The following is a 21160-nucleotide window of genomic DNA, read 5'->3' on the forward strand; positions in this document are numbered from 1 at the left end:
CTACGTTGGCCGAACGTTACGCCGGGCTACTAGAGTGCACAACCTAATTATGGTGAACCTTAGCGCTTGGCGATTAATTCTGACTAACTGGTAACGGTCCCGACATCCATTGGTAATAGTGTTGGAGTACAATAAAGGTTACATAGTAGCTGAACTCCAGACAGCGCGAACCTTGCCCCGTTTAACGGGGTTTTTTTATGTCTGCTGTCCGCGCTTATGAAACGTCAGCAAGGGTAGCGAATGGCCTCAATCAGCCAGGTTTTTTTGCCGGCTGGCAGCATAACCGCTACTTCGTCACCCACCTCTTTTTTCAGGCAGGCTCGCACCAGGGGTGCGTCGACAGAGGCGTAATCGTTGCGGCCGTAGATTTCGTCCGGTCCCACAATGCGGAACGTCAGTGGCTTGTCGTCTTCGTCCAGCAGGCTGACCCAGGCGCCAAAGAACACCTTGCCTTCTTGCTCCGGCGAATAGGCAACCACCTTCAATTCTTCAAAACGCTTGCGCAGAAAGCGTACGCGCCTGTCTATCTCCCTCAGGCGCTTTTTGTTGTATTGATAATCAGCGTTTTCAGAGCGATCGCCAAGGCCGGCGGCCCAGGTTACTTTGCGGGTAACCTCCGGACGTTCGTGGCGCCAGAGCTGGTCCAGCTCCTGTTGCAGCAGATCGTAGCCTTCGCGGGTAATAAGATTGGTCTTCATGGCCGGCCCACAGCGCTACTTAACCGCAGCGAGTTTGTCGATGTATTGCTGCATTGCCTGGTCTTTTGACGCACCTTCCAGTTTGGCCCAGGCGTCGTACTTTGCCCGACCCACAAAATCCATCATTCCAGGGCGCTTACCGCTGGCGTCGCCGACGGTTGCCTGCTTGTACAGCGCGTAGAATTTCAGTTTCATCTCAGTCGACGGTTTGAAATCGCCGTCGGCGTTCTGTACTTCATTCACGGCCTGTTCAAATTGGGTTTTCAGATCACTCATGGTGGGTCTCCTGTGGCTGATACAGCGAGTATAGCGGGCGTGATGGTTGTCGTCACAGTTCAAAACGTGGAGGATCAAAGCGGGATGGTTTTGAGCGAAAACTTGCCCTTGTTCACATTCTATTTACTTTACTATCCACATAGCCGGTGGCATTGGGCAACCAGAAAAAATATCAATGACTTGCCGCATCTTTTTACACCCTTCCGACCTTGACATAGCAGCTCATAATTTTCTCAGCCGCCGACATGACGTTGGACTCTTGGCAAGCTAGGCTCGCCGTTGAACTGGCTTTTTAAGCCGCTTACGTGGCGGTGAACAGTTGCAGGGACAGATTCGGCGCACAGTTTCATTTCTACGCCGCCTGTGTGGCGGGGTAAGCGTGCTGACAAGTTCGCAAACACTGCTCGCATTTTAAATGTGCTTCAAAGTAGAGTGACAAGTGTTGAGCACCAGGATGGAGCGCAGCCTAAATTTAAAGGAGTTGTTGATGTTTGTTATTTCATGGATGAAGCGCCTGGGTTCAGGTTTATTGGCAGGCATGGCGCTGATGGCGACCGTGGTGCTTGGTGCGCCAGCGAAGGTTCCGTTGGCCAATGTGTATCAACAGGGTGCGCCGCTTGCGGATTATTGGGTGAGCGAAAAGCTGGATGGAGTGCGGGCTTATTGGGACGGTGAGCGCCTGTGGTCCCGCCGCGGCAATCCGTTTCAGGCGCCTGACTGGTTTGTCAGCGATTTTCCATCGCAGCCGTTAGACGGCGAACTGTGGTTGGGACGCGGTCATTTCGCGCAACTTTCCGGCATTGTGCGCACCGTTCGTCCAGTCGATGCAGATTGGCGTAAAGTGCGTTTTATGGTGTTCGATGTGCCGTTAACCGACCAGACATTCGACCAACGTCTTCCCCGTTTGCGGGAGTTGGTCAATCAAGCGGGCTCACCCTACCTGGCCTTGGTCAAGCAGCAACGGCCCGGAAACCATCAGCAGTTGATGGCTCGCCGGGATGACGTGATTGCAGTCGGCGGTGAAGGGCTGATGCTGCGCCGTGGCGCTAGCGTTTATAAGGCTGGCCGCTCGGACGACTTGTTAAAAGTGAAACGCTTTGACGACGCCGAAGCGACCGTTGTGGGCATTCTGCCGGGCCAGGGCAAATATCAGGGGATGATGGGCGCGCTGCGGGTGCGGCTGGCCGATAACCGTGAGTTTCGCATTGGCAGCGGTTTCAGCGACGCCGAGCGTGCAGATCCGCCGCCACCGGGCAGCGTTGTTACCTTCAAATATTCCGGCCAAACAGCCACCGGCCTGCCACGATTTGCCAGCTTTGTGCGAGTGCGAAATGATGAACCAGAGGTGCCTGTTATTAAGTAAGTTTTCACCGTCTGGCCCAAACGCCGTTGCATTAATGGACTGTCATGGTGCATTCAGGCCACTGTGCTAGAGTTATTTGAGCTGACAGCTGCAATGTCGGCGTTGATGGAAAGGAACATTCTCCATCCGTTCTCTAATGAAGAGTCGAATACACATCACGTTTCTGGATCACTCTACCAAGTCAGGAGATAGCTCATGGAACATAAAGCCGCACAAGACGATTACGCTCGCGTGAAAGGCGATCTGACAGCGCTCAGGGAAGACCTGGCCGCACTGACCAAGGCCGTGGCCAACAGCCAGGCAAACAGTGCCAACAATCTGAAAAGTGAAATCAGCAAGGAAACCCACGCGATTTTCGATCAGCTGCGTGCAAGCGGTGACAAAGCGATAGCCCGCGCTACGGAAGCCGGCTCGCAAACGGTGGAAAGCGTTGAACACAAAATCGAAGAGCGCCCTTTTTTGAGCATCATTCTGATGTTTCTGGCGGGCATTGTGGTTGGTAAGATGCTCGATCGCTGACCATGTTTGATTCTGCCGCTATAAAAAGCACCATCCGCAAGGCCGCAGCCGCGCTGATTGGTTTTGTAATGGCGCTGATTTTGTTGGCGGCGCTGTTGCTTACCGGGCTGCATTTGCTGGTGAGCGCAGCCACCCTTGCGCTTGCCCCTTTGGTGGGGCAGGCCGGGGCGATGGCCATTTCCGGGCTGGTTTGCGTGTTGCTGGTTGCATTGTTTTTCTATCGACTGGTTAGCCCCGGAAGCTCTTCGAAAAGTCAAAGCGGTAGCGAGGGCAGTTCCAAAACTGCGTCCCGTTCGCCCATCCAGACTTTGCGTTCCGCGATCACAGACAACCCCCTGGAAGCCATTGCCATTGCGTTTGCAGCCGGTATTGCCGGGCACAACGACTCTCGCCTGCGGCGTCTGTTGCTGCAAGGCGGTATGGCGATGATGGAAGAGCCAGAAAAAAGCGCGGCTACTCCTGCCGAACCGCAAACCTCTGGCGCAGACACCCCGCCCTAATTTGGTCGCGCATGCGCTGGGCTTGGCCTACCCCGCCCGGCTATCGCGATGATGCCGGGTCTTTTTCCCTCTTTTTGATCAAACAGCCAACCGCGGGACGCCTGAACAGCTCTCCGGTGAGCGAATTCAGGGGTTTGCTTGAGTTTTGCACGTTAACGGAAGATGAAGGATTTTTACTGTAGTTGTAACCAAAAAACGACACGATGGCGGTTAATCTAGTTATACAAACTGGCGACATTCTGTTCATAAAAGCCGTTGCCGCAAACGTTGAAAATGTTCAACTCAACTCTTTTTAGACGAACAACCAGGATGACCCCGTTATGAACTACAAATCTCGTATTGCTTGCGCCACGGTTTTGTCAGCCAGCGTTTTCGCTGCGCCGACTGTTCTTGCCCAAGGCTCTGCAGATCGCGAGTCTTCGGGCCCTTACATCAGCGGTAGTTACGGTGGCTACAAATCTCACGGTGGCGATTTTAAAGACGATAACGATCTGCTCGGCGCCGCAGTGGGTTACCAGTTCAACCAGTTCTTTGCGCTGGAAGCCGGGTACATCGACTTTGGCAATTTTGGTGAAGACGATGTTGATGGCAAACTTAAGGGTGTTAATTTGGTCGCAGTGGGGCGCTTACCGCTGACCCAGAGTTTTGGCGTGTACGCTAAAGCCGGTGCGTTTGCCTCGTCGCTTGACGTTGATGCGTTCGGCGAAAGCGAAACCTACGACGAAGTCAGCCCGCTTGTGGGCGTGGGCGTGGATTTTCGTGTAACCGAACACCTTACGGCGTTCGCGGAATATAACCGTTATGACATCGACATCGACTCAGATGATTTTAACGGTCAGCTCAACAACAGCGGCCCGAAATTCGACACCGGTCAGGTGGGCGTGAAGTTTCAGTTCTAATAAGGGCTGCTAAGAACGACTAAAGAGCGCAAAAGGCGTGGCACTAAGTTGCCACGCCTTTTTTTGGTTCCTTTTTTTGATTACAGCAAACCGCTTTGCGCTACAGTGCCTGCTTTCAAGATGGTTACAGGGAGAAGCTTATGGCGGTTACCAAATCGATCGACTGGCGTACCACGCCGGCTGCCGTGTGGCGCCGGCACCGTTCCGGCCTGCGTGCTATCCGCCGCCTGGATCCGGTTACCTGGGGGTCGCTGACCGGCGTGGAGCAACAGCAACAGGCGCTGGCGCTGAACACCGAACGTTTTTTGCAGGGCGAGCCGTCTAATAACGTACTGCTTTGGGGCGCCCGTGGTACGGGCAAGTCGTCTTTGATCAAAGCGCTGCTGAACCAGTATCAGGCACAGGGCCTGCGGATGATTGAAGTGGATAAAGACGACCTGGTGCACCTGCCCGAAATTGTTGATGATTTGTGGGGCTTGCCCTACCACTTCGTTATTTTTTGTGATGACCTGTCATTCGAGGCCGGTGAAACCAGCTACAAGGCGCTGAAAAGCGTTCTGGAAGGGTCGCTGGAACTGCCACCGGAGAATGTGCGCGTGTACGCCACCTCGAATCGCCGCCACTTGATGCCGGAATACATGGCCGACAATATGAGCAGCAGTAGTCGTGGTGGTGAAATTCATCCCGGCGAAGCCGTAGAGGAGCAGATTTCCCTGGCGGATCGCTTTGGTGTGCAGCTCTCGTTCTATGCGTTTTCCCAGGCGCTTTACTTGCAGGCCATTGACGCTCTGTTTGTCGAAGTTGGCGATCGTAAGGCCCTGCACCAGCAAGCGATTCGTTTCGCGACCGCTCGCGGTGTTCGCAATGGTCGCACAGCGCAGCAGTTTTTTCGTCAGCACGGCCCGCGCTCGCCGCTAGTTGACTAGCAGGCGATTACCAGGTGGTTAGTAGGCGTGAAATCGATGGTTAAGACGGCGTTGGGTTTATATCCGCGGCTGATTCAGCGGCGGGAATCACCAGCCGGAAGGCCACGCCGTCAAGGCCATTTTGGCTTTGATTATCCGCATCCAGTCGGGCCAGGTGGTAGTTCGCGATCAGCTGTGCAATCAGCAGGCCCTGGCCCAGATGGTGTTCGGACGTGTTGAGTTCGCCTGTTCTATGGGACACAAACGCAGAGAAAATATCCGCCCCTGCGGGTAGTCGGGAGCCTTGATTGAATACGCTGAGTTGCCAGCCTTGATCAACTCGCCGCAAATCCAGCTCAATACGTTGGCCGCCAGGGGTAAAGTCCCGCGCGTTGTCGACTAACTTGTCCAAAAGCTGTACCAATAGCTCCGGCGACCCCAAAACTTGACTGCCATGCTCCGGGCCCTGATACACAATAACGTGGTGGGGGTCCAGCGCCTGGTAGGCGGCCGTCACCTGCGTCAGCACTTCAGCCACATCAAACACCTCTTTGTGTTCCGCTTCCAGGCTCTGCTCCAGCCGTGCGGCCTCACTCATGCTGCGCAAAATACCGCTGAGCCTGGTCACGGCGCTTTGGGCACGGGTCAGATAATTCTGCCGCTCGGCTTCGTCGGTGCAGTGAGTCAGGTTATCAAGAGATGAGCGCACCACCGCCAGTGGCGTTTTCAGTTCATGGGACAAGCGCTGTGAAAAACTTTCCAGATATTGATTGTAACCGTGAAGATTGCTGAGTAGCTGGTTAAAACGTTGCTGCAGCTGGCCCAGCTCATCGTTGTCGCTGCCTGACCTGGCCTGTAACGGCACTTGGGCAGCCATTCGGCCATTGGCATCCACACACTGGGTGACCCATTTCGCCAAACGGCTAATGCGCCACGATAGCCAGCTGGCATAACCCAACAAAACCACCACCAAACCAATAATGATCAGAAGGCTGCGGGCCAGCACGGTACCCAGAGCGGCGCCTGAAATATTCAGCAGTTGATCCAGCGATTGCTCCAGCACCAGCGTTCGCCCTCCAAACACCGGTGCTTGTGCGCTCAGCCACAGGCTACCGTTACTGTGGCGCATCAACGCCGCGGCTGGAAGATCAACCGGGAGCTGGCGCCAGAGCTCCTCATTCACCAGAAGCGGGTCGGGTTGGTTGGCCTTAACCAGCGCTTGCAGCAGATTTTGCCCGACCTGTTGCAGCCATGAGGTGTTTTCATCGACTGGGTTGATGGGTGCTGCACTAGGCTCGATGTCCGTCGTCGTTGCGGCCATGGCTGTGCGTTGCTGACGGGCGATAACCCAACCGGATTCCTCCATTACTCGCAGTTGTTGGCCGCTGTCTAGCCAACTGGCCAGCGCCTGTTCCAGATCCGCGTTGCGGCGAACCAGAGTGGCTGCTGGAATCTGCGCCAATGGCGGATTTTCAGCAGCCACGCCTTCGCCCCCATACAGGGCAAGGGTTATGTGGCTGCCCGGGGCGGGGCGGGGCAGGGCCAGTTCCAGCTGCCAGCCATTGGCTACCAGTTGCCAGAACGCGTTCACGCTGGAGTCGATGTTGGTCCAGTTAGCACCGCTGCGGGCCGGCAGCTGCCCGGGTGCCGACGGCCGTAGCAACCAGGCCTGACTACGCGGGTTTACACGAAGCTGATTGGCGCCACTGGACAGTTGCAGCAATAACCGGTGGTGGGCCTGCTGCGGCGCTCCGGGATTGAACAGCTGAGGCGGCTGGCCTGGAATGCGAATCAGCAGATACAGGGTTTTATCGCTGTGGCTGGCCTGCCAGTAAAGCGCGCTAGGCTGAGGGGCGGCCCCTGGCAGCTGCTGCCAGGGTTGAAGAGCGGATAGAGGCGCTTGCGCCGGCGGTGGGAAGGGCTTGGGGGAATCGTAGCCAGGCCAATCATCGGCGTAGCCGTCAAGCAGCAGGGCACTGTTCTGAGCTGAGGTATAAACCGCAAACGTGCCGGCGGCCAATGGAGGCTGTGCCAGCAGTTCATCACCCGCCAGCAGGGCCAGGCGATTTGCCTGTTGCTGCAACTGTTGCTGGGCCTGCTGGCGCAGAATGTTGTCTAACTCAAGCGCAAACTGAACCCCGGCAAGAGGAACCAGCAGCATTAACAGGCTTACCAGCAACAGCTGGCGTTTCAGGTTCAGTGCAGACACGCGCACGGCTCAAGGCTTGGGCCAGAAAGAGCGCGCTCAGGCATTGTGGTCGTGCCAGCGGTAACCCATGCCGTAAACCGTCTGAACGCTGTTGAAGTCGCGGTCCAGAGCGCTGAATTTGCCACGAATACGTTTGATGTGCGACGTCACCGTATTGTCATCAAGTACCGTGCTGGCCGCGTCCATCAGCTGAACACGGCTGCGCACGTGGCCTGGGTGGCGGGCCAGTGCGTGCAGCATCCAGAACTCGGTGACCGTCAGCTCAACGGCCTGGTTGTTCCAGCTGGCGCTCATGCGGTCCAGGTTCAGTGTCAGCTTGCCTCTTGCCAGCAATTCGTCGGGCTGTTGCTGGGCCTGATTCCAGGCGTCTGCGCGGCGTAGCAGCGCATTAATGCGGGCTAGCAAGTGTTCCATGCTCATGTCTTTGGTGACGTAGTCATCTGCGCCCAGGCGCAGGCCGTGTACGGAGTCTATGTCGCTGTCGCGGGCGGTCAGAAAAATAATCGGCAGCGTGGCTGACTGCCGGCGTAAATCCTGGCACAAGGTAAACCCGCCCTCTGCTTCGTTCCCTAGTCCCACATCAATAATCGCCAGGTCCGGCAACTGCCGCTGTAACGCCTGCCAGGCAGCGGGCCGGTCACCGTAGGTAGACACAGAAAAGCCCCGGCGCTCGAATGCAGCGCGGTAATTGTCGCGGATGGCGGGTTCGTCTTCGATCAGTGCCAGATGCTTGTTCATAGCGGCCCGGTGAGTGGATGAGGGGTTAATAGGCGAGCAATGCCGCAAACCTAAGATAGTGGTGACGCTCGCGCGGCACAAGAGCAAAAGGGTCGTGCTGCGGGGCTTGCCACAATTGATCACAGTTGCCCGCTGCTGCTGCCATATTAGGGTCATACAGTGCTGTTGCAATGATTGCGGGCGCCTGCCGGGTGTCCGCAGCAATAACGCAACTTACTAACGTAAAATGGCGGTGCTGATTATGATGATGACAGGTCTGGTTTTTGCGCAGGTAATATCGTTCAGCCGTGTGTTGGTGCGCCGCGCCATAATCGGGTTGAGGCGTGGCCGTGATGCCGCCGGTTTGTGGCTGGTTATGTTGCTGATTATGTTCGTGCATCCGCTGTTTGGCGAAACCGGCGACGCCCTGGATTCTGCGGTATGGGTGTTTGAGCAAATTGGGACTGTCTCCGGGCCGTAAACCTGGCGTACACTTGTGCGCCAAAATATCGGACACAGAGTTGCTATTTTATGGCCCTAATGAGAAAAATACTGGCGTGGACGGGTGTATTACTGCTGTGTTTGCTGTTGATGTTGCTGTATCTGGCGAGGCCCTTTAATCCGGATAATAACCGTATTCTGGCCGGAGTGTGTGCCCGTTTCGGGCGCGCAGTGCTTGGTATGCAGCGCCCGCTGTACGGCGCCGACAATATGCCCAAAGACCGTTCCATGGTGGTTATCGCCAATCATCAGCATAACGACGATTTCCTGATTGTGGGGGATGTTGTGCCGCGGCGTGTGGTGGCGGTGGGCAAGTCGGGGCTATTGTGGGTGCCGTTTTTCGGACAGGTATTCTGGCTTGGTGGCAACGTGATTCTGAACCGTTCGCGCTCGCACAAATCCGTTGCCAGCATGCAGGCGGTAGGCGACACCATTGTTCACGAACGTAAAAGCCTGTGGGTTTTTCCAGAGGGCACGCGCAGCCGTGGTAAGGGGCTGCAAAGTTTTAAAAAAGGCGCATTTTACGCGGCCATTGCGTCTGAATCACCGCTGATTATGGTGTGTGTTGGCCAGTATCAGGACGACTCCCAGGGCTGGCTGGGCCGCCGCAAACTGGTTCCGCTCAGGATTTTGCCGGCCATTGAAACCACCGGCATGACCAACAAAGACATACCCGAACTGATTGCGCGTTGCCACAGTGCCATGGCCAAGGCAATTGCCGAGCTGGGTGAAACTAAGGCACAGTAAGTTAGCTTCTGCCACTTGTCAGCGCCGCAGGCATAGCCCGCGTGGGCACTTTATTGAACAACAGGACTGAATATGATTGTACCTATAACCGGTGTTTTCGCGGCTGTTATCGGAATTTTGCTGCTGTTTTTGTCTGCCGTTGTGGTCAAGTACCGAATCAAATACGGCAAGGATATGGGTATTACGGATGACCGCGATTTCGAGGCTGCCGTACGCGCTCACGGTAATCTGGTGGAATACGCACCGCTGACCCTGCTGATGTTGGGTATTGCCGAGCTGAACGGCGTTTCTAACGGTTTTATTTACTGGATTGGTATGGCTTTTGTGTTGGGGCGCATATTGCACGCCTGGGGCATGTTCCAGGGCCAGGGCGGGCCCCACAAGGCCCGCATGGTGGGTATTTTGCTAACCTGGATCTCAATTCTGATGATCGCCGTGCTGCTGCTGCTGAACGTGTTTCAAGTATACGGGTAGGTCGAAAAATGTCCGGGGTCTAGGCAATTTAGCCGGACAACGCGCTGGACACGCTGTATTGCACGTACTCCAGTTCCACCCGGCGGTTGGCCGCATGATCAGCCCGTGTTGCCAGCGGGCGCTCTGAGCCCCAGCCGACGGCTTTCAAGCGCTGTTCTTCCACGCCCTCTTCAACCAGAAAACGCACCACGGCGCTGGCCCGCATGCGGGACAGGAAATGACCGTAGTCGTCGCTGCCAAAGGCGTCGGAATGTCCGTGTACGCGCACATGTAGATGACCGTTGTGACGCAAGTAGTGGCCGTGGCGGGTTAGCATGTCCATGTCTACGGCGCTAAGCTGGTGTTTGTTATAGCCGTAATGGAACTTCAGTTGATGGGGTTTGTGTGACTCGGCGCATGGATTTGGCTGAAAACCCTCAGCCAGGGTTGCGCGGGCCAGTAATTCCGGGTTATCCAAAACAAGAACGGTCATGTGGGGTTTCCTTGCATTCGGGGGCCTGCTGCTAATGTTGTTACGCCGCACGATTATTTTCAGGCCGTACTATATATCAGGGCCGAACGACTGGCGCGCAGAACAATAACAGCATTAGGCGGTTGGTCGATAGCGCCATTAAACCGCACAACTAAGGCCAGGCTATGACAAAACACGGCTTACAAGTGGCCAATTGTGATCAAATGTGATGACCCATGCTGATTATTCCCGCTGAAAACGCTGTTAACTGGAAACGCCCTCCCTGGATTACCTTAGGGTTGATGCTGGCCTGCATGCTGGTGTTCACCTTTTATCAGGGCGCCGACCAACGCAAGCTTCAGGTGGCTGTTAGCCATTATCTGAAAAATAATCTGCAGGCTCTGGAGGCTCCGGTTTACGAAGATTACCTGCTGCGCCAGATACGCCAGCAGGGCGATAGCGAGTCGGTTTACCAGCTGCAGCAGATGCGCAATCTTCAGGCCAATCAAAAAAATGGCTGGCTGGCGGTGACCCTGCTGATGGACCGCGACTTCTATCAGTATTTGCTCGATAACCGTGATCTTGTGTGGGCCAGCGCAGAGCGCGAACGCTGGCAACAGCAGCGGGGCTTTATTGAAGACAACTTTATTGGCCGGCTTAGTGCCCAGCGCTTTGGGCTGATACCCGCGCATTTGTCGTTGCACAGCCTTATCAGCTATCAGTTTTTGCACGGCGGCTGGGGCCATTTGCTGGGCAATCTGGTGTTTCTGTTTTTGCTGGGGTTTACCGTAGAGAAAGCTTTGGGAGCTGCGCGCTTTCTGCTGGCTTATCTGCTGTGTGGGGCGCTGTCTGGCTTAATGTTCACTGGCTTCTCTACGGGCAGCCTGGTGCCGCTGATTGGTGCGTCTGGCGCCATTTCCGGGCTGATGGGCATGTACGTGGCGATTTACGGCCTGCAAAAAATCCGCTTTTTCATTTTTTTGGGCGTCTACTTTAACTATTTCCGAGCGCCGGCTATCGCCATTCTGCCGGTGTGGCTGGGTAAAGAGATTTACGATTACTGGTACGCCGGTGCTACCGGTATTGCCTACGTGGCCCACGCTGGCGGTCTGCTGGCAGGTGCGGTTCTGGTGGGAGCCTTGGGTAAAAGCTGGTTCCAGGTGAAAGACACGTTTTTCGAGCCGGAACCCGGAGCGGAAGATGCCGCTTTTACCGAGGCTTACGGGCAAGCTATGGCGGCTATATCTACCCTGGACTTTGAGCTGGCTAGCGCGCGCTTTGAGGCTTTGCGAGAAGCTTACCCCCAGCGCGCGTTGGTGCTGCAACATCAGCAGCAACTGGCGCAACTGCGCCCGGACCTACCAGAGTATCGTCACCTTAGCCGCGAGCGGATGGGGGATGCGCTTAGCAGGCAGCAATTTGATCAGGTTATTGCGGTATGGCAGGAGTATCTGGCCAAAGGCGAGGCGCACCATCCGTTGGCGGCGGAAGACCACAATCGTGTGCTGTTTGCCAGCCTGAAACAGCATGATTTGAGCACCGCAGAAAAAGCCTTTGAGCGCCTGCGAGGCGCTGGCAGCGAGCTGATGGTCAGCGAGGCCTGCCGGCTGCTGGTGGCGGAATTTGAAAAACGCCAGATGGCACCCAAGGCCCAGTATTACCGGCAGTGGTTATAACGCTACGCTGGCGGCACCAGGCGCTCAACAGGCTTACGAATTAGCAAGGCGGAACATTAGTCCGCTACGTTAAAGCTGGCTTTGGGGCCGCGTAATGGCTGGCGTTCCTGCGCTTGCTCCAGAAAGTGCTGAATTTCTGGGTGCTGAGGGTGTTGCGGGCACTGGCGTTGAATAAAGCCCAGAAACGCCGTGGCTTTTTCCCACTGGCCCAGGCCGTTGGCCAGGGTTTGCGCGGCCAGCAGGTAGGCTGGCACCAGTGCCTGGCTGTCGGCAAAACGCTTGTGAAAATCCTGTAGCAGTTTCAATGCCAAACGATGGTGACTGCTGCGATAAAGCGCGCCGGCCACCGTTACCGAAAGCTCGGCGTCTTGCAAACGGAATTGTGGGTCTGCCTGCTGCAGCTGCACCAGCAAATCGGCCAGGGCCTTGCCATCATTGCGCGCTGCCAGCCAGGCCATGATGCGCGGATGGTTAGCGTGCAGGCTGCGAATGTCATTGCGCGCCGCCAGCAATCGGTAAAGTTGGCCAATGCGCAGCGAGTTGTCTGGCTCGCGCTTGAGCTGTTCCAGCAGCAGAGCCTGCGCGCGATCGTAGTTGCCATCTTTCAGGTTCATGTCCAGATCGGCATCAAAGCGCTGGCTTTGGTCGCGGTGGTGCTGGTCCTCGGGTTCAATAGGGTCCTGGTAGTCCGCAGCAAAACCCAGCTCTTCCTGATACTGAAACAGCAGATAACCCAGCATGTGAAACAGCATTAGGGTGAAGGTGCTGTTAAGAAAACCTGCCAGCGGCCGCGATACCCATTCTGAAAAGTGCGTTAAAGCAAAATCCTGTGCCGCGCCAGACGCCAGCACCAGAAGAATCAGGTAACCGTAGAGCAGGAAGTAGGGGCTGCCGATGCGGGCGATCAAAGTGGCCAGGTTCAGGGGGTTTACCGCCGCGCCCACGCTGCGCTCCATGGCCAACACCATAATGCTGGCGGGCAGGGCTAGCACCACAAACGCCAGCGTCAGCAGTAATAGCAAGGGTCCCCCCAGCATGCCCGCGGCCGTCACCAGTCCGCCCATCAGCGCAAACACCAGAATCTGCAATATCACAATGTTAAAGCCGCTGCCGCTAAAGGCCTCGGCCAACGGTGGTGGCTTCAGGTGGCCTTCTGCGGTGCGATTGATAACGGCGTAGGTGTATTTCATCAACGCCAGCGCCAGCAACAGCCACACCAGCATGCCCAGCAGATTCTGAGGCACCAGGGCCGGCACCAGGGTACAGATGGCGATAACCAGCAGTGGATCAGTGTGGAATGGATAGCGGAAAAACGCCCCCAGCCGGTGCCAGAACGGCACTACCTCGGTTGCGGCCCCCAAATAGCGCATTGCCTTGCTGCACTGGGGGCAAATCCCGCGACGTTGTTTGGCGTTAGCATCTGGCATGCAGCGGGCGCAAAAATGCAGCTGGCATTCACCGCAATGCCATTTGGCCGGGTCGCCGGGGTGATAGTGGCAATAGTGTTTCAAAATGTGTCTGCGTCCTGACTGGCTTGGGTGCGGTAGCTATAATCGCAAAAGCGCTGCCTAAAGAATACGTTGTTCCCGTCGTTAACTAAAACTGGCACGCCGCTGCCACCAACCCACCCTTTTTACCTGACTAAGACGGGAAACTTAGCTTTGAAACACAAACCTCTAATTCTTCTGGCCAGCGCGGTGTTTTTGCCGCCCGCCAGGCCGGTAACGGCGTTGACATCAACCACAGTGCACGGCTCTATGTGGTTACTAAAAACAACCAGCGCCAGCTTTTGTGGTGTTTGATGCCGGTATTCTGGCGTTTTTTGCGATCAGTTTGGCCTCCGATCAGAAGCGGTCTTGGGAAATGATCGCTCTGGTGAGCGCCTTTGACAAAGAACAGGACTTGCGCGGTCGCCTTGTAGCCAGCGAAGGCGATCTGGCGGGCAGCTCGTTCAATACCATGACGGAGCGTTTTAGCGAGCTGATTGAGACTGTACGTTCGCTGTTCGGCAATCTGCGCACCAGCGCCAGTGCGTTGATGGTCGCGGGCAGCTCCACCGATCGCATTGCCGACGTCCAGCAGGCCCAGACCGACCAGGCCGCGGCGGAAGCGGCCAGTCGCTCGGCGGAAGCCTCAGCCGAAGGCGGGCGTCATATTCACAGCGCCATTGCCATGACCGACGCCACCAACACGGCGCTGACGGATTCCGCCCGCATGGTGACTGAACTGGTGGAAAAGGTTCAGTCTATCAGCAGTTTTATTGCATCTATTAACGATATTTCGGACCAGACCAATCTGCTGGCGTTGAACGCGGCTATTGAAGCCGCCCGCGCTGGCGAGCATGGTCGCGGTTTTGCGGTGGTTGCGGATGAGGTGCGGCAACTGTCGCGGCGTACCCAGGAATTCACCACGGAAATCCGCGCCACCATGGACGGCCTGGCCAATGTGTCGGAAACCACTTTGGCCGCGATTGAAATGGGGGGGACCCGCTCGCGGGAGACGCTCAATGCGATGAAGCAGACCGGTGAGGCGATTACGATTATTGAAGCGGCCATTGCCGAAGTGAACGGCATGAACCTGCAGATTGCATCGGCTACCGAGCAACAGGCAGTGGCATCCGGGCAGATCAACCAGAGCGTTTAGCTGGTGGCTGAACAAAGCCAGGACGTGTTGCGCGAAGCCAAAAAAACCCAGATCATGGTGACCGACATCGAGCAGATGATTGGCCAGGTAGATGAGCTTATCGCCGGTTACACAACTCGCTAAAATCGGCTAAAACTGACCATAGAATGAATGTTAACGCTTCACTATTCAGCCCGTGAATAGTGAAGATCTCCGTTATGGAGTTGCAGTCTACTGAAACGGTGCGATAGTAGTAGGAGCTACATTCACCGCAGGAGGCACGCTATGTCTAGTGAACTTCACAGTCAGGATAGCCTGAACACCCTTAGCAGTCTAAAGGCTGGAAACACCACCTATCATTATTACAGCTTGCCGAAAGCGGCGGCTGAGCTGGGTGACCTTGACCGCCTGCCGTTTTCGCTGAAAGTGCTGTTAGAAAACCTGTTGCGCAATGAAGACGGCACCACCGTAGACCGCAGCCATATTGATGCCATGGTGCAGTGGCTCAAAGATTGCAATTCCGACACTGAAATTCAGTTTCGCCCGGCGCGGGTGCTGATGCAGGACTTCACCGGCGTGCCCGGTGTGGTGGATCTTGCCGCCATGCGCGACGCCGTTAAGCTTGCGGGCAAAGATCCGGCAATGATCAATCCGTTATCGCCGGTAGACCTGGTGATTGACCACTCCGTGATGGTCGATAACTTTGGCGATGCTTCAGCCTTTAAAGACAACGTGGCCATGGAGATGGAGCGTAACCAGGAGCGTTACGAATTTCTGCGTTGGGGCCAGCAGGCGTTTGATAATTTCCGCGTGGTGCCGCCCGGCACCGGCATCTGCCACCAGGTGAACTTGGAATACCTGGGCAAAACCGTGTGGCACAAACAGCTGGGCGACAAAACCCTGGCCTATCCGGACACCCTGGTAGGCACCGATTCGCACACCACCATGATCAACGGCCTGGGTATTTTGGGCTGGGGCGTGGGCGGCATTGAAGCCGAAGCCGCCATGCTGGGCCAGCCAGTATCGATGTTAATTCCCGAAGTGGTAGGCTTTAAAATCAGCGGCAAATTGCGCGAAGGCATTACCGCCACCGATCTGGTGCTGACCGTTACCGAAATGCTGCGCAGCCATGGAGTCGTGGGCAAGTTTGTCGAATTTTACGGCGACGGCCTGAAAGACATGCCGGTGGCCGACCGTGCCACCATTGCCAACATGGCGCCTGAATACGGTGCCACCTGCGGTTTCTTCCCGGTAGACGAACAGACTCTGAAGTATTTGCGCCTGACCGGCCGTGAGGAACAGCAGGTCGAGCTGGTAGAAGCCTACGCCAAAGCACAGGGACTGTGGCGTGAACCCGGCCACGAGCCGGCGTATACCGATACCCTTGAATTGAATATGGATGAGGTCGAAGCCAGCATGGCCGGCCCCAAGCGCCCGCAAGACAGGGTGGCGCTGAAGAACATGAAAGCCGCGTTTGAACTGGTGATGGAAACCGGCGAAGGCGCACCCAAAACGAATGACAAACGCAACAACGCACTTGAATCTGAGGGTGGGCAAACCGCCGTCGGTGTCGACAACAGTTACCATCATCACTCGAGTCAGATGTTGGCTATGAACGGCCAGGAAACCCGCCTGGATCCGGGTGCGGTGGTGATTGCGGCGATTACCTCGTGCACCAACACGTCCAACCCCAGCGTTATGATGGCCGCTGGCCTGGTAGCACAAAAAGCGGTCGCCAAAGGTTTGAAAGCCAAGCCTTGGGTGAAGACGTCGTTGGCGCCAGGCTCGAAAGTGGTCACAGAGTATTTGCGCGCAGGCGGTTTCCAGGGCGACCTGGACAAGCTCGGTTTTGATCTGGTGGGCTACGGTTGCACCACCTGTATCGGTAACTCCGGGCCGCTGCCCGAGGCGGTGGAAAAAGCCATTAACGATGGCAATATGACGGTGGCCTCGGTGCTGTCTGGCAACCGTAACTTTGAAGGCCGGATACACCCTCTGGTGAAAACCAACTGGTTGGCGTCGCCGCCCTTGGTAGTGGCTTACGCGCTGGCGGGTAATGTAAGGGTGAATTTGCTGGAAGATTCGCTGGGTGACGACAAAGACGGCAACCCGGTGTATCTGAAGGACCTGTGGCCCAGCCAGCAGGAAGTGGCCGAAGCGGTGGGAAAAGTCAAAACGGACATGTTCCGCACCGAATACGCCGCCGTGTTCGACGGCGATGCCGCCTGGCAGGCTATGGAAGTCCCTGAAACCACGGTTTACAAGTGGTTAGACGATTCCACCTACATCCAGCATCCGCCCTTCTTCGAAGGTATGGGGCCTGAGCCTGAGCCGATCGACGACATTCGCGAAGCGCGCATTCTGGCGCTGCTGGGCGATTCGGTCACCACCGATCACATATCCCCAGCCGGTTCATTCGCGGCCGACAGCCCTGCCGGAAAGTACCTGCAGGAGCGCGGGGTAGAACCAAAGAATTTCAACTCTTATGGCTCGCGTCGTGGCAATCATGAAGTGATGATGCGCGGCACGTTTGCCAACGTGCGCATCCGCAATGAAATGCTGGATGGCGTGGAAGGCGGTTATACTCGCTACGTGCCAGACGGTAAACAGATGCCGATTTACGACGCTGCCATGAAGTATCAGGAGCAGGGCATACCACTGGTGGTGATCGCCGGCAAGGAGTACGGCTCCGGTTCCAGTCGCGACTGGGCCGCCAAAGGCCCTCGCCTGTTGGGCGTACGAGCGGTAGTAGCCGAATCTTACGAGCGTATTCACCGCTCCAACCTGATCGGCATGGGCGTAATGCCACTGCAATTCCAAAGTGGCACCGACCGCAAAACCCTGAAATTGACCGGCGACGAAACCATCGCCATTGATGGCTTGTCTGGCGACATCACGACCGGGCAAATTCTGACCATGACGGTCACTTATGGGGATGGCACAACCGCAAGTTGTGATTTGCTATCGCGCATAGACACAGCGAACGAAGCGGTGTACTTCCGCCACGGCGGGATTCTGCACTATGTGGTTCGGGAAATGCTGCGCACTGCCTGATTTGTGTCGCTAAAAGTCGTTATGATCAAAAGGCCAGCTACCTGAAGGGTACTGGCCTTTTGTTTATGTGGTGGTGCGAGCATCAAAGCCTGTAATGTTGTGCGCGCAGTTTACGATCGTATATTCACCATCTTGTCTGAAATTTTTTGGCAGGTGCGTCGTTTTGGTAAGTGTCACTAAGGGAATAAGCCACAGGATGAATGTGTTGATTGTTGACAGCGACGACAACATGGTTGCTTTGCTGACCAGTATTTGTGTCGGTGTAGACCCAAGGGTGCGAGTGCACGGATTTGGCTTTGTGCAGAACGCTTTGGACCACTGGGAAGTTCACGGAGCGGATTTGATACTGGCGGATGTGGACCTTCCCGATGGCAGCAGTCTGGAGCTGATTCGCCGTGTGCGCCGCTCGCAAAGCGAGGTGCCCGTGTTAATGATCAGCCGAACGGCCGATCGTGAATCCATATTGAAGGCGGCTCGGCTGGGCATCAGTGGCTTTGTCAGTAAACCGTTCAGCGTTGAATCATTGCACCAGCGGCTGCGCAGTTTGCTCCCCCAGGGGCAGGTAGGTGGCAGTATGAATCTGAACGAGCACATTGCAGCAGCTGTTAGCACCATGGTGCAGCTACCCGGAGCCCCGAACACCGCTGAAATAATCGAGCTGCTTCAGCGCGGCCAGGATGTCAGCGCGGCAGAGCTGGTGCGATCATGGCGTAACGAAGTTTCAGTAACGGCACGTTTACTGGCGGTTGCGGGCAGTATTTCTTTTCGCCGCTCCGGACTGCCGGTGACAACACTGAAAGATGCCATTCTGGCTCTGGGTGTACCTATGGCACTGAATCACGCGCTGGCGCTGTCGTTGGATATTTGTGGCCAGTTGGCGCATCCGCTACTGGCAGAAAAAGCAAAAGGATTGCTGGCGCAGGCCGTGGCCGTGGCCGACGGTGCGTACCGGCTGGCATTGAAGCTTGGTGAGCCTGCCGTACCCTGCCATACCGCTGGATTGTTGAGCCGGGCCGGAGACTTAGCGGCGTTAAAACTGATGCAACAGTACTGTGACTCAGGCGACAAAACCCTGAGCGCTGAGGAGATAGACCAGGCCCTGGCCGACTGGGCGCAACCCTTGGGCAATCAGATTAAAGTGCACTGGCGCCTGCCGCTGCAGCTGCGGGAGCTGGTCGGTGCTGTACATTTTTTACCGCGGGAAACGGTGAGCCAGTCCAAAGTGATTATGCGGGCTGCCGGATTATACGAGAGTGGGCTAATAGACAGTGATGACGGTAAGTGGTTACTGCGTCGGCTCGGGCTGGAGGGTATAGGTTAAAGCGCGGTCTGGCTCCTAACGGTGGCTGCTATTCGGGCAATCGGTTAAAATATGCCACGCATTTTTGACAAACATCCATCAAGGCCATTATGTCTTCTTCTTCTGAATCTGCGAATGAAATCAAAGCCCGCCTGAATCTTGAAACCTCCCGTATTCACTGGCATGACTTGCAAACATACTATGCCCGTGGACAAGTTGTGCAAGTGGCCGCCGACACTGATTTGTTAAACGTGGCATGCGAGTTGGTTGCCGACAATAAGGCGCAGTTTGAACACTGGCTGGCCAGCGGCAGGGTGGGGGATGTTACGCCGGATCTGGCCCGAGCCTGGTATCAGAACAATACCGAGTTGTGGGCCGTGGTGATCGCGCCCTGGGTGCTGGTGCAAGACCGCGCCGACGGCGAGTTGCACTGATGCTGACCGGAGTGCTGCTGATACTGGCGCCGCTGTTTCTGGGCTTTGCCATTTCTATTTCCAACCGTCGCGCGATGACCACCATCCACTACTCGGTAGAAACCCTGGTGTACCTGATTCTGGGTATGCTTGGTTTGGGGTTAGGGCAAATGGACGGCTTGGGCAGTCAGCTCAGCACCATGGCAAGCCAGGTTTTGGCCCTGGTGGCACTGTTGTTGCTGTGCAATATGGGTGGCTTGTGGCTGTTTCACCGGTGGCGCCCGCTGACGGTGAACAGCGCGGAACAGTCCGCTAGCCCGGGCTATCGACGGCTGTTCATGGCGGCGGCCAAACCCTTGCTGGCAGCGCTTGCTGGCTTGCTGTTGGGCTATTACCTTTTGCCGGCCATACCGTTTATTGATCAGATCGCTACCGGCCTGCTCATGCTGCTGCTGCTGCTGATTGGCTTGCAGCTTCGTAACGCTGGCTTGTCGCTGCGCAAGCTGCTGATGAACGTGCAGGGCCTGGGTATTGCGCTGGTTTTAATGGCCAGTTCAATGCTGGCGGGTGTGTTGCTGATACCGGTGCTAGGTTTACCCTGGCATCAGACATTGGCACTGACTTCCGGCTTTGGCTTTTATTCGTTGTCGGGAATTGTCATTGGTGATGCCTTGGGCCCCGCCTGGGGCGGGGTGGCGTTTATGAACGACGTACTGCGCGAAATTATCGCTCTGGCCATTATTCCGCTGGTGATCGCCCGCCGTCCGGCAATGGCCATTGGTTATGGCGGCGCCACTTCTATGGATTTTACCCTGCCGGTGATTCGCAGCAGCGGTGGCCTGGCCTGCGTGCCAGTGGCCATCGCCTCCGGCTTTTTGCTGTCGTTTTTCGCCCCTGTGTTCATGGGACTGTTTTTGTCATTAGGCTAGCTGGCTTGTGGCCTTAGCCCGCCGGAAAAAATGTGCGCAGGCTGTTGTGGTAGGTCTGCTCGATCACTTGCTGCAATGGCAGCTCTTTTACTTCGGCAATTTTTTCGGCCACAAAGGGCAGGTAACAAGGTGCGTTTTCACGCCCGCGATAGGGTACCGGCGTCAAAAACGGCGCGTCGGTTTCCAGCAAAATTTGCTCGATGGGCGACATACGCACAATATCCCGCACGTTCTCGGCTTTGTTAAAGGTGGTAATGCCGTTAAAGCCCAAGCACCAGCCCTGGTCCAGGGCATAGCGCGCCAGCCCAGGGCCGGAGGTAAAGCTGTGAATCACGCCGCGCCGGGTCAGGCTGGTTTCGAACTCGCGCAGAATTTCAACCATGTCGTCGTCGGCGTCGCGGCTGTGAATCACCACCGGTTTGTTGTGGTCACAGGCAATTTGTAACTGGCGGCGAAACACGGTGCGCTGCACCTCGCGGTCAGCGTGATCGTAGTAATAATCCAGACCGATTTCACCCACCGCGACGATTTTTGCATCGCCGGCGTGGGTGCGAATTTCAGCTTCTACTTCATCGTTGAAGGTTTCGGCTTCGTGAGGATGAATTCCCTGGGTGCCATAAATCCAGGGCGCAAGCTGGCTCAGTTGCCGCACCCGCTCAAGGTTATCCGGAGAGACCGCAATAGTGATGATGCGCTCAATGTTCAGCTGCTCACTTTGCAGTAGAATATCCTCGAGCGGGCGCTCTTTGAGGTAGTCCAGATGGCAGTGGGTTTCTATGATAGGGTGATCAAATCGTGGAATGTCACGACGCTTCTTACTCATGGGGCACTCGCAATACGTTGTCGGCAAGGAATGTCGCCATATTAACAGTTTTACCCGTTGTTCACCCAGCCAAAGGAGAGTTCT

Annotated in this window: 21 protein-coding genes; 14 read left to right on the forward strand and 7 right to left on the reverse strand. The window is 56.1% G+C overall.

What is annotated here, in order from left to right; genetic code table 11:
• Positions 1 to 224: 224 nt before the first annotated feature.
• Positions 225 to 698, reverse strand: a complete 474-nt coding sequence (gene greB, locus ATI45_RS16705; RefSeq protein WP_098420763.1) for a transcription elongation factor GreB — start codon at positions 696 to 698, stop codon at positions 225 to 227.
• Between the two features lie 15 nt (positions 699 to 713).
• Positions 714 to 974 carry an acyl-CoA-binding protein gene (locus ATI45_RS16710; RefSeq protein ID WP_098420764.1) on the reverse strand — a complete coding sequence of 87 codons (261 nt, stop codon included), beginning with the start codon at positions 972 to 974 and terminating at the stop codon, positions 714 to 716.
• A gap of 487 nt (positions 975 to 1461) precedes the next feature.
• On the opposite strand from ATI45_RS16710, the gene ATI45_RS16715 reads away from it, so the two are divergent.
• The 5 genes from ATI45_RS16715 (at position 1462) to ATI45_RS16735 (ending at position 5181) form a co-directional block, all read left to right on the forward strand.
• Positions 1462 to 2337 (forward strand): DNA ligase, encoded by an 876-nt coding sequence (locus ATI45_RS16715; protein ID WP_098420765.1) that lies wholly within the window; start codon positions 1462 to 1464, stop codon positions 2335 to 2337.
• Between the two features lie 195 nt (positions 2338 to 2532).
• Complete coding sequence (locus tag ATI45_RS16720) at positions 2533 to 2856, forward strand: DUF883 family protein (RefSeq protein WP_098420766.1); 324 nt, start codon at positions 2533 to 2535, stop codon at positions 2854 to 2856.
• Between the two features lie 2 nt (positions 2857 to 2858).
• Positions 2859 to 3356 (forward strand): hypothetical protein, encoded by a 498-nt coding sequence (locus tag ATI45_RS16725; protein WP_098420767.1) that lies wholly within the window; start codon positions 2859 to 2861, stop codon positions 3354 to 3356.
• A 320-nt stretch (positions 3357 to 3676) separates the two neighbouring features.
• Entirely contained in the window at positions 3677 to 4255 is a 579-nt protein-coding gene (locus tag ATI45_RS16730) for an outer membrane beta-barrel protein (RefSeq protein WP_098420768.1), read from the forward strand.
• Positions 4256 to 4395: 140 nt separating this feature from the next.
• On the forward strand, positions 4396 to 5181 hold the full coding sequence (locus tag ATI45_RS16735) for an ATP-binding protein (protein ID WP_098420769.1): 786 nt from the start codon (positions 4396 to 4398) through the stop codon (positions 5179 to 5181).
• A gap of 40 nt (positions 5182 to 5221) precedes the next feature.
• Here ATI45_RS16735 and ATI45_RS16740 read toward each other — a convergent pair whose 3' ends face one another.
• Both ATI45_RS16740 and pdsR read right to left on the reverse strand, forming a co-directional pair.
• Positions 5222 to 7369, reverse strand: coding sequence for a histidine kinase dimerization/phospho-acceptor domain-containing protein (locus ATI45_RS16740; protein WP_098421799.1), 2148 nt, complete (start codon positions 7367 to 7369; stop codon positions 5222 to 5224).
• 36 nt (positions 7370 to 7405) lie between these two features.
• On the reverse strand, positions 7406 to 8107 hold the full coding sequence (pdsR, locus tag ATI45_RS16745; protein WP_098420770.1) for a proteobacterial dedicated sortase system response regulator: 702 nt from the start codon (positions 8105 to 8107) through the stop codon (positions 7406 to 7408).
• 241 nt (positions 8108 to 8348) lie between these two features.
• Between pdsR and ATI45_RS16750 the strand changes: the two genes are divergently transcribed.
• The 3 genes from ATI45_RS16750 (at position 8349) to ATI45_RS16760 (ending at position 9808) form a co-directional block, all read left to right on the forward strand.
• Positions 8349 to 8567 (forward strand): hypothetical protein, encoded by a 219-nt coding sequence (locus ATI45_RS16750; RefSeq protein ID WP_228706070.1) that lies wholly within the window; start codon positions 8349 to 8351, stop codon positions 8565 to 8567.
• Positions 8568 to 8617: 50 nt separating this feature from the next.
• On the forward strand, positions 8618 to 9334 hold the full coding sequence (locus ATI45_RS16755; protein ID WP_098420772.1) for a lysophospholipid acyltransferase family protein: 717 nt from the start codon (positions 8618 to 8620) through the stop codon (positions 9332 to 9334).
• Positions 9335 to 9406: 72 nt separating this feature from the next.
• On the forward strand, positions 9407 to 9808 hold the full coding sequence (locus tag ATI45_RS16760; RefSeq protein ID WP_098420773.1) for an MAPEG family protein: 402 nt from the start codon (positions 9407 to 9409) through the stop codon (positions 9806 to 9808).
• A gap of 28 nt (positions 9809 to 9836) precedes the next feature.
• Here ATI45_RS16760 and ATI45_RS16765 read toward each other — a convergent pair whose 3' ends face one another.
• Positions 9837 to 10280, reverse strand: a complete 444-nt coding sequence (locus ATI45_RS16765; protein WP_098420774.1) for an OmpA family protein — start codon at positions 10278 to 10280, stop codon at positions 9837 to 9839.
• Between the two features lie 215 nt (positions 10281 to 10495).
• Here ATI45_RS16765 and ATI45_RS16770 point away from each other — a divergent pair, with 215 nt between their 5' ends.
• Positions 10496 to 11935, forward strand: coding sequence for a rhomboid family intramembrane serine protease (locus tag ATI45_RS16770; protein WP_098420775.1), 1440 nt, complete (start codon positions 10496 to 10498; stop codon positions 11933 to 11935).
• A gap of 56 nt (positions 11936 to 11991) precedes the next feature.
• Here the strand turns inward: ATI45_RS16770 and ATI45_RS16775 are convergent, their stop codons facing one another.
• A complete protein-coding gene (locus tag ATI45_RS16775) occupies positions 11992 to 13446 on the reverse strand; it encodes a B-box zinc finger protein (RefSeq protein ID WP_098420776.1) in 1455 nt (484 codons plus the stop codon).
• Positions 13447 to 13726: 280 nt separating this feature from the next.
• Between ATI45_RS16775 and ATI45_RS16780 the strand changes: the two genes are divergently transcribed.
• From ATI45_RS16780 to ATI45_RS16800, 5 genes are all read left to right on the forward strand, one after another.
• Positions 13727 to 14578, forward strand: a complete 852-nt coding sequence (locus tag ATI45_RS16780; protein WP_098420777.1) for a methyl-accepting chemotaxis protein — start codon at positions 13727 to 13729, stop codon at positions 14576 to 14578.
• A gap of 264 nt (positions 14579 to 14842) precedes the next feature.
• Complete coding sequence (acnA, locus tag ATI45_RS16785) at positions 14843 to 17611, forward strand: aconitate hydratase AcnA (RefSeq protein ID WP_098420778.1); 2769 nt, start codon at positions 14843 to 14845, stop codon at positions 17609 to 17611.
• A 196-nt stretch (positions 17612 to 17807) separates the two neighbouring features.
• The gene (locus ATI45_RS16790) at positions 17808 to 18932 is read left to right on the forward strand and encodes a response regulator (protein WP_098420779.1); all 1125 of its coding nucleotides are present in this window, start codon (positions 17808 to 17810) and stop codon (positions 18930 to 18932) included.
• 89 nt (positions 18933 to 19021) lie between these two features.
• Positions 19022 to 19345, forward strand: coding sequence for a DUF2288 domain-containing protein (locus ATI45_RS16795; protein WP_098420780.1), 324 nt, complete (start codon positions 19022 to 19024; stop codon positions 19343 to 19345).
• The gene (locus ATI45_RS16800) at positions 19345 to 20253 is read left to right on the forward strand and encodes a lysine exporter LysO family protein (protein WP_098420781.1); all 909 of its coding nucleotides are present in this window, start codon (positions 19345 to 19347) and stop codon (positions 20251 to 20253) included. The genes ATI45_RS16795 and ATI45_RS16800 overlap by 1 nt, the downstream gene beginning before the upstream one ends.
• Positions 20254 to 20266: 13 nt before the next feature.
• Here ATI45_RS16800 and ATI45_RS16805 read toward each other — a convergent pair whose 3' ends face one another.
• Positions 20267 to 21076, reverse strand: coding sequence for a TatD family hydrolase (locus ATI45_RS16805; protein ID WP_098420782.1), 810 nt, complete (start codon positions 21074 to 21076; stop codon positions 20267 to 20269).
• Between the last annotated feature and the right edge of the window lie 84 nt (positions 21077 to 21160).

This window comes from Marinobacter sp. LV10MA510-1, from assembly GCF_002563885.1.
Classification (GTDB): Bacteria; Pseudomonadota; Gammaproteobacteria; order Pseudomonadales; family Oleiphilaceae; genus Marinobacter.

Coding starts and splice junctions, on each gene's coding strand:
- ATI45_RS16770 (WP_098420775.1), top strand. CDS start 10,496: ATGCTGATTATTCCCGCTGAAAACGCTGTTAACTGGAAACGCCCTCCC.
- greB (WP_098420763.1), bottom strand. CDS start 698: ATGAAGACCAATCTTATTACCCGCGAAGGCTACGATCTGCTGCAACAG.
- ATI45_RS16750 (WP_228706070.1), top strand. CDS start 8,349: ATGATGATGACAGGTCTGGTTTTTGCGCAGGTAATATCGTTCAGCCGT.
- ATI45_RS16720 (WP_098420766.1), top strand. CDS start 2,533: ATGGAACATAAAGCCGCACAAGACGATTACGCTCGCGTGAAAGGCGAT.
- ATI45_RS16735 (WP_098420769.1), top strand. CDS start 4,396: ATGGCGGTTACCAAATCGATCGACTGGCGTACCACGCCGGCTGCCGTG.
- ATI45_RS16795 (WP_098420780.1), top strand. CDS start 19,022: ATGTCTTCTTCTTCTGAATCTGCGAATGAAATCAAAGCCCGCCTGAAT.
- ATI45_RS16760 (WP_098420773.1), top strand. CDS start 9,407: ATGATTGTACCTATAACCGGTGTTTTCGCGGCTGTTATCGGAATTTTG.
- ATI45_RS16710 (WP_098420764.1), bottom strand. CDS start 974: ATGAGTGATCTGAAAACCCAATTTGAACAGGCCGTGAATGAAGTACAG.
- ATI45_RS16730 (WP_098420768.1), top strand. CDS start 3,677: ATGAACTACAAATCTCGTATTGCTTGCGCCACGGTTTTGTCAGCCAGC.
- ATI45_RS16755 (WP_098420772.1), top strand. CDS start 8,618: ATGGCCCTAATGAGAAAAATACTGGCGTGGACGGGTGTATTACTGCTG.
- ATI45_RS16790 (WP_098420779.1), top strand. CDS start 17,808: ATGAATGTGTTGATTGTTGACAGCGACGACAACATGGTTGCTTTGCTG.
- ATI45_RS16765 (WP_098420774.1), bottom strand. CDS start 10,280: ATGACCGTTCTTGTTTTGGATAACCCGGAATTACTGGCCCGCGCAACC.
- ATI45_RS16715 (WP_098420765.1), top strand. CDS start 1,462: ATGTTTGTTATTTCATGGATGAAGCGCCTGGGTTCAGGTTTATTGGCA.
- ATI45_RS16725 (WP_098420767.1), top strand. CDS start 2,859: ATGTTTGATTCTGCCGCTATAAAAAGCACCATCCGCAAGGCCGCAGCC.
- acnA (WP_098420778.1), top strand. CDS start 14,843: ATGTCTAGTGAACTTCACAGTCAGGATAGCCTGAACACCCTTAGCAGT.
- ATI45_RS16800 (WP_098420781.1), top strand. CDS start 19,345: ATGCTGACCGGAGTGCTGCTGATACTGGCGCCGCTGTTTCTGGGCTTT.
- pdsR (WP_098420770.1), bottom strand. CDS start 8,107: ATGAACAAGCATCTGGCACTGATCGAAGACGAACCCGCCATCCGCGAC.
- ATI45_RS16805 (WP_098420782.1), bottom strand. CDS start 21,076: ATGAGTAAGAAGCGTCGTGACATTCCACGATTTGATCACCCTATCATA.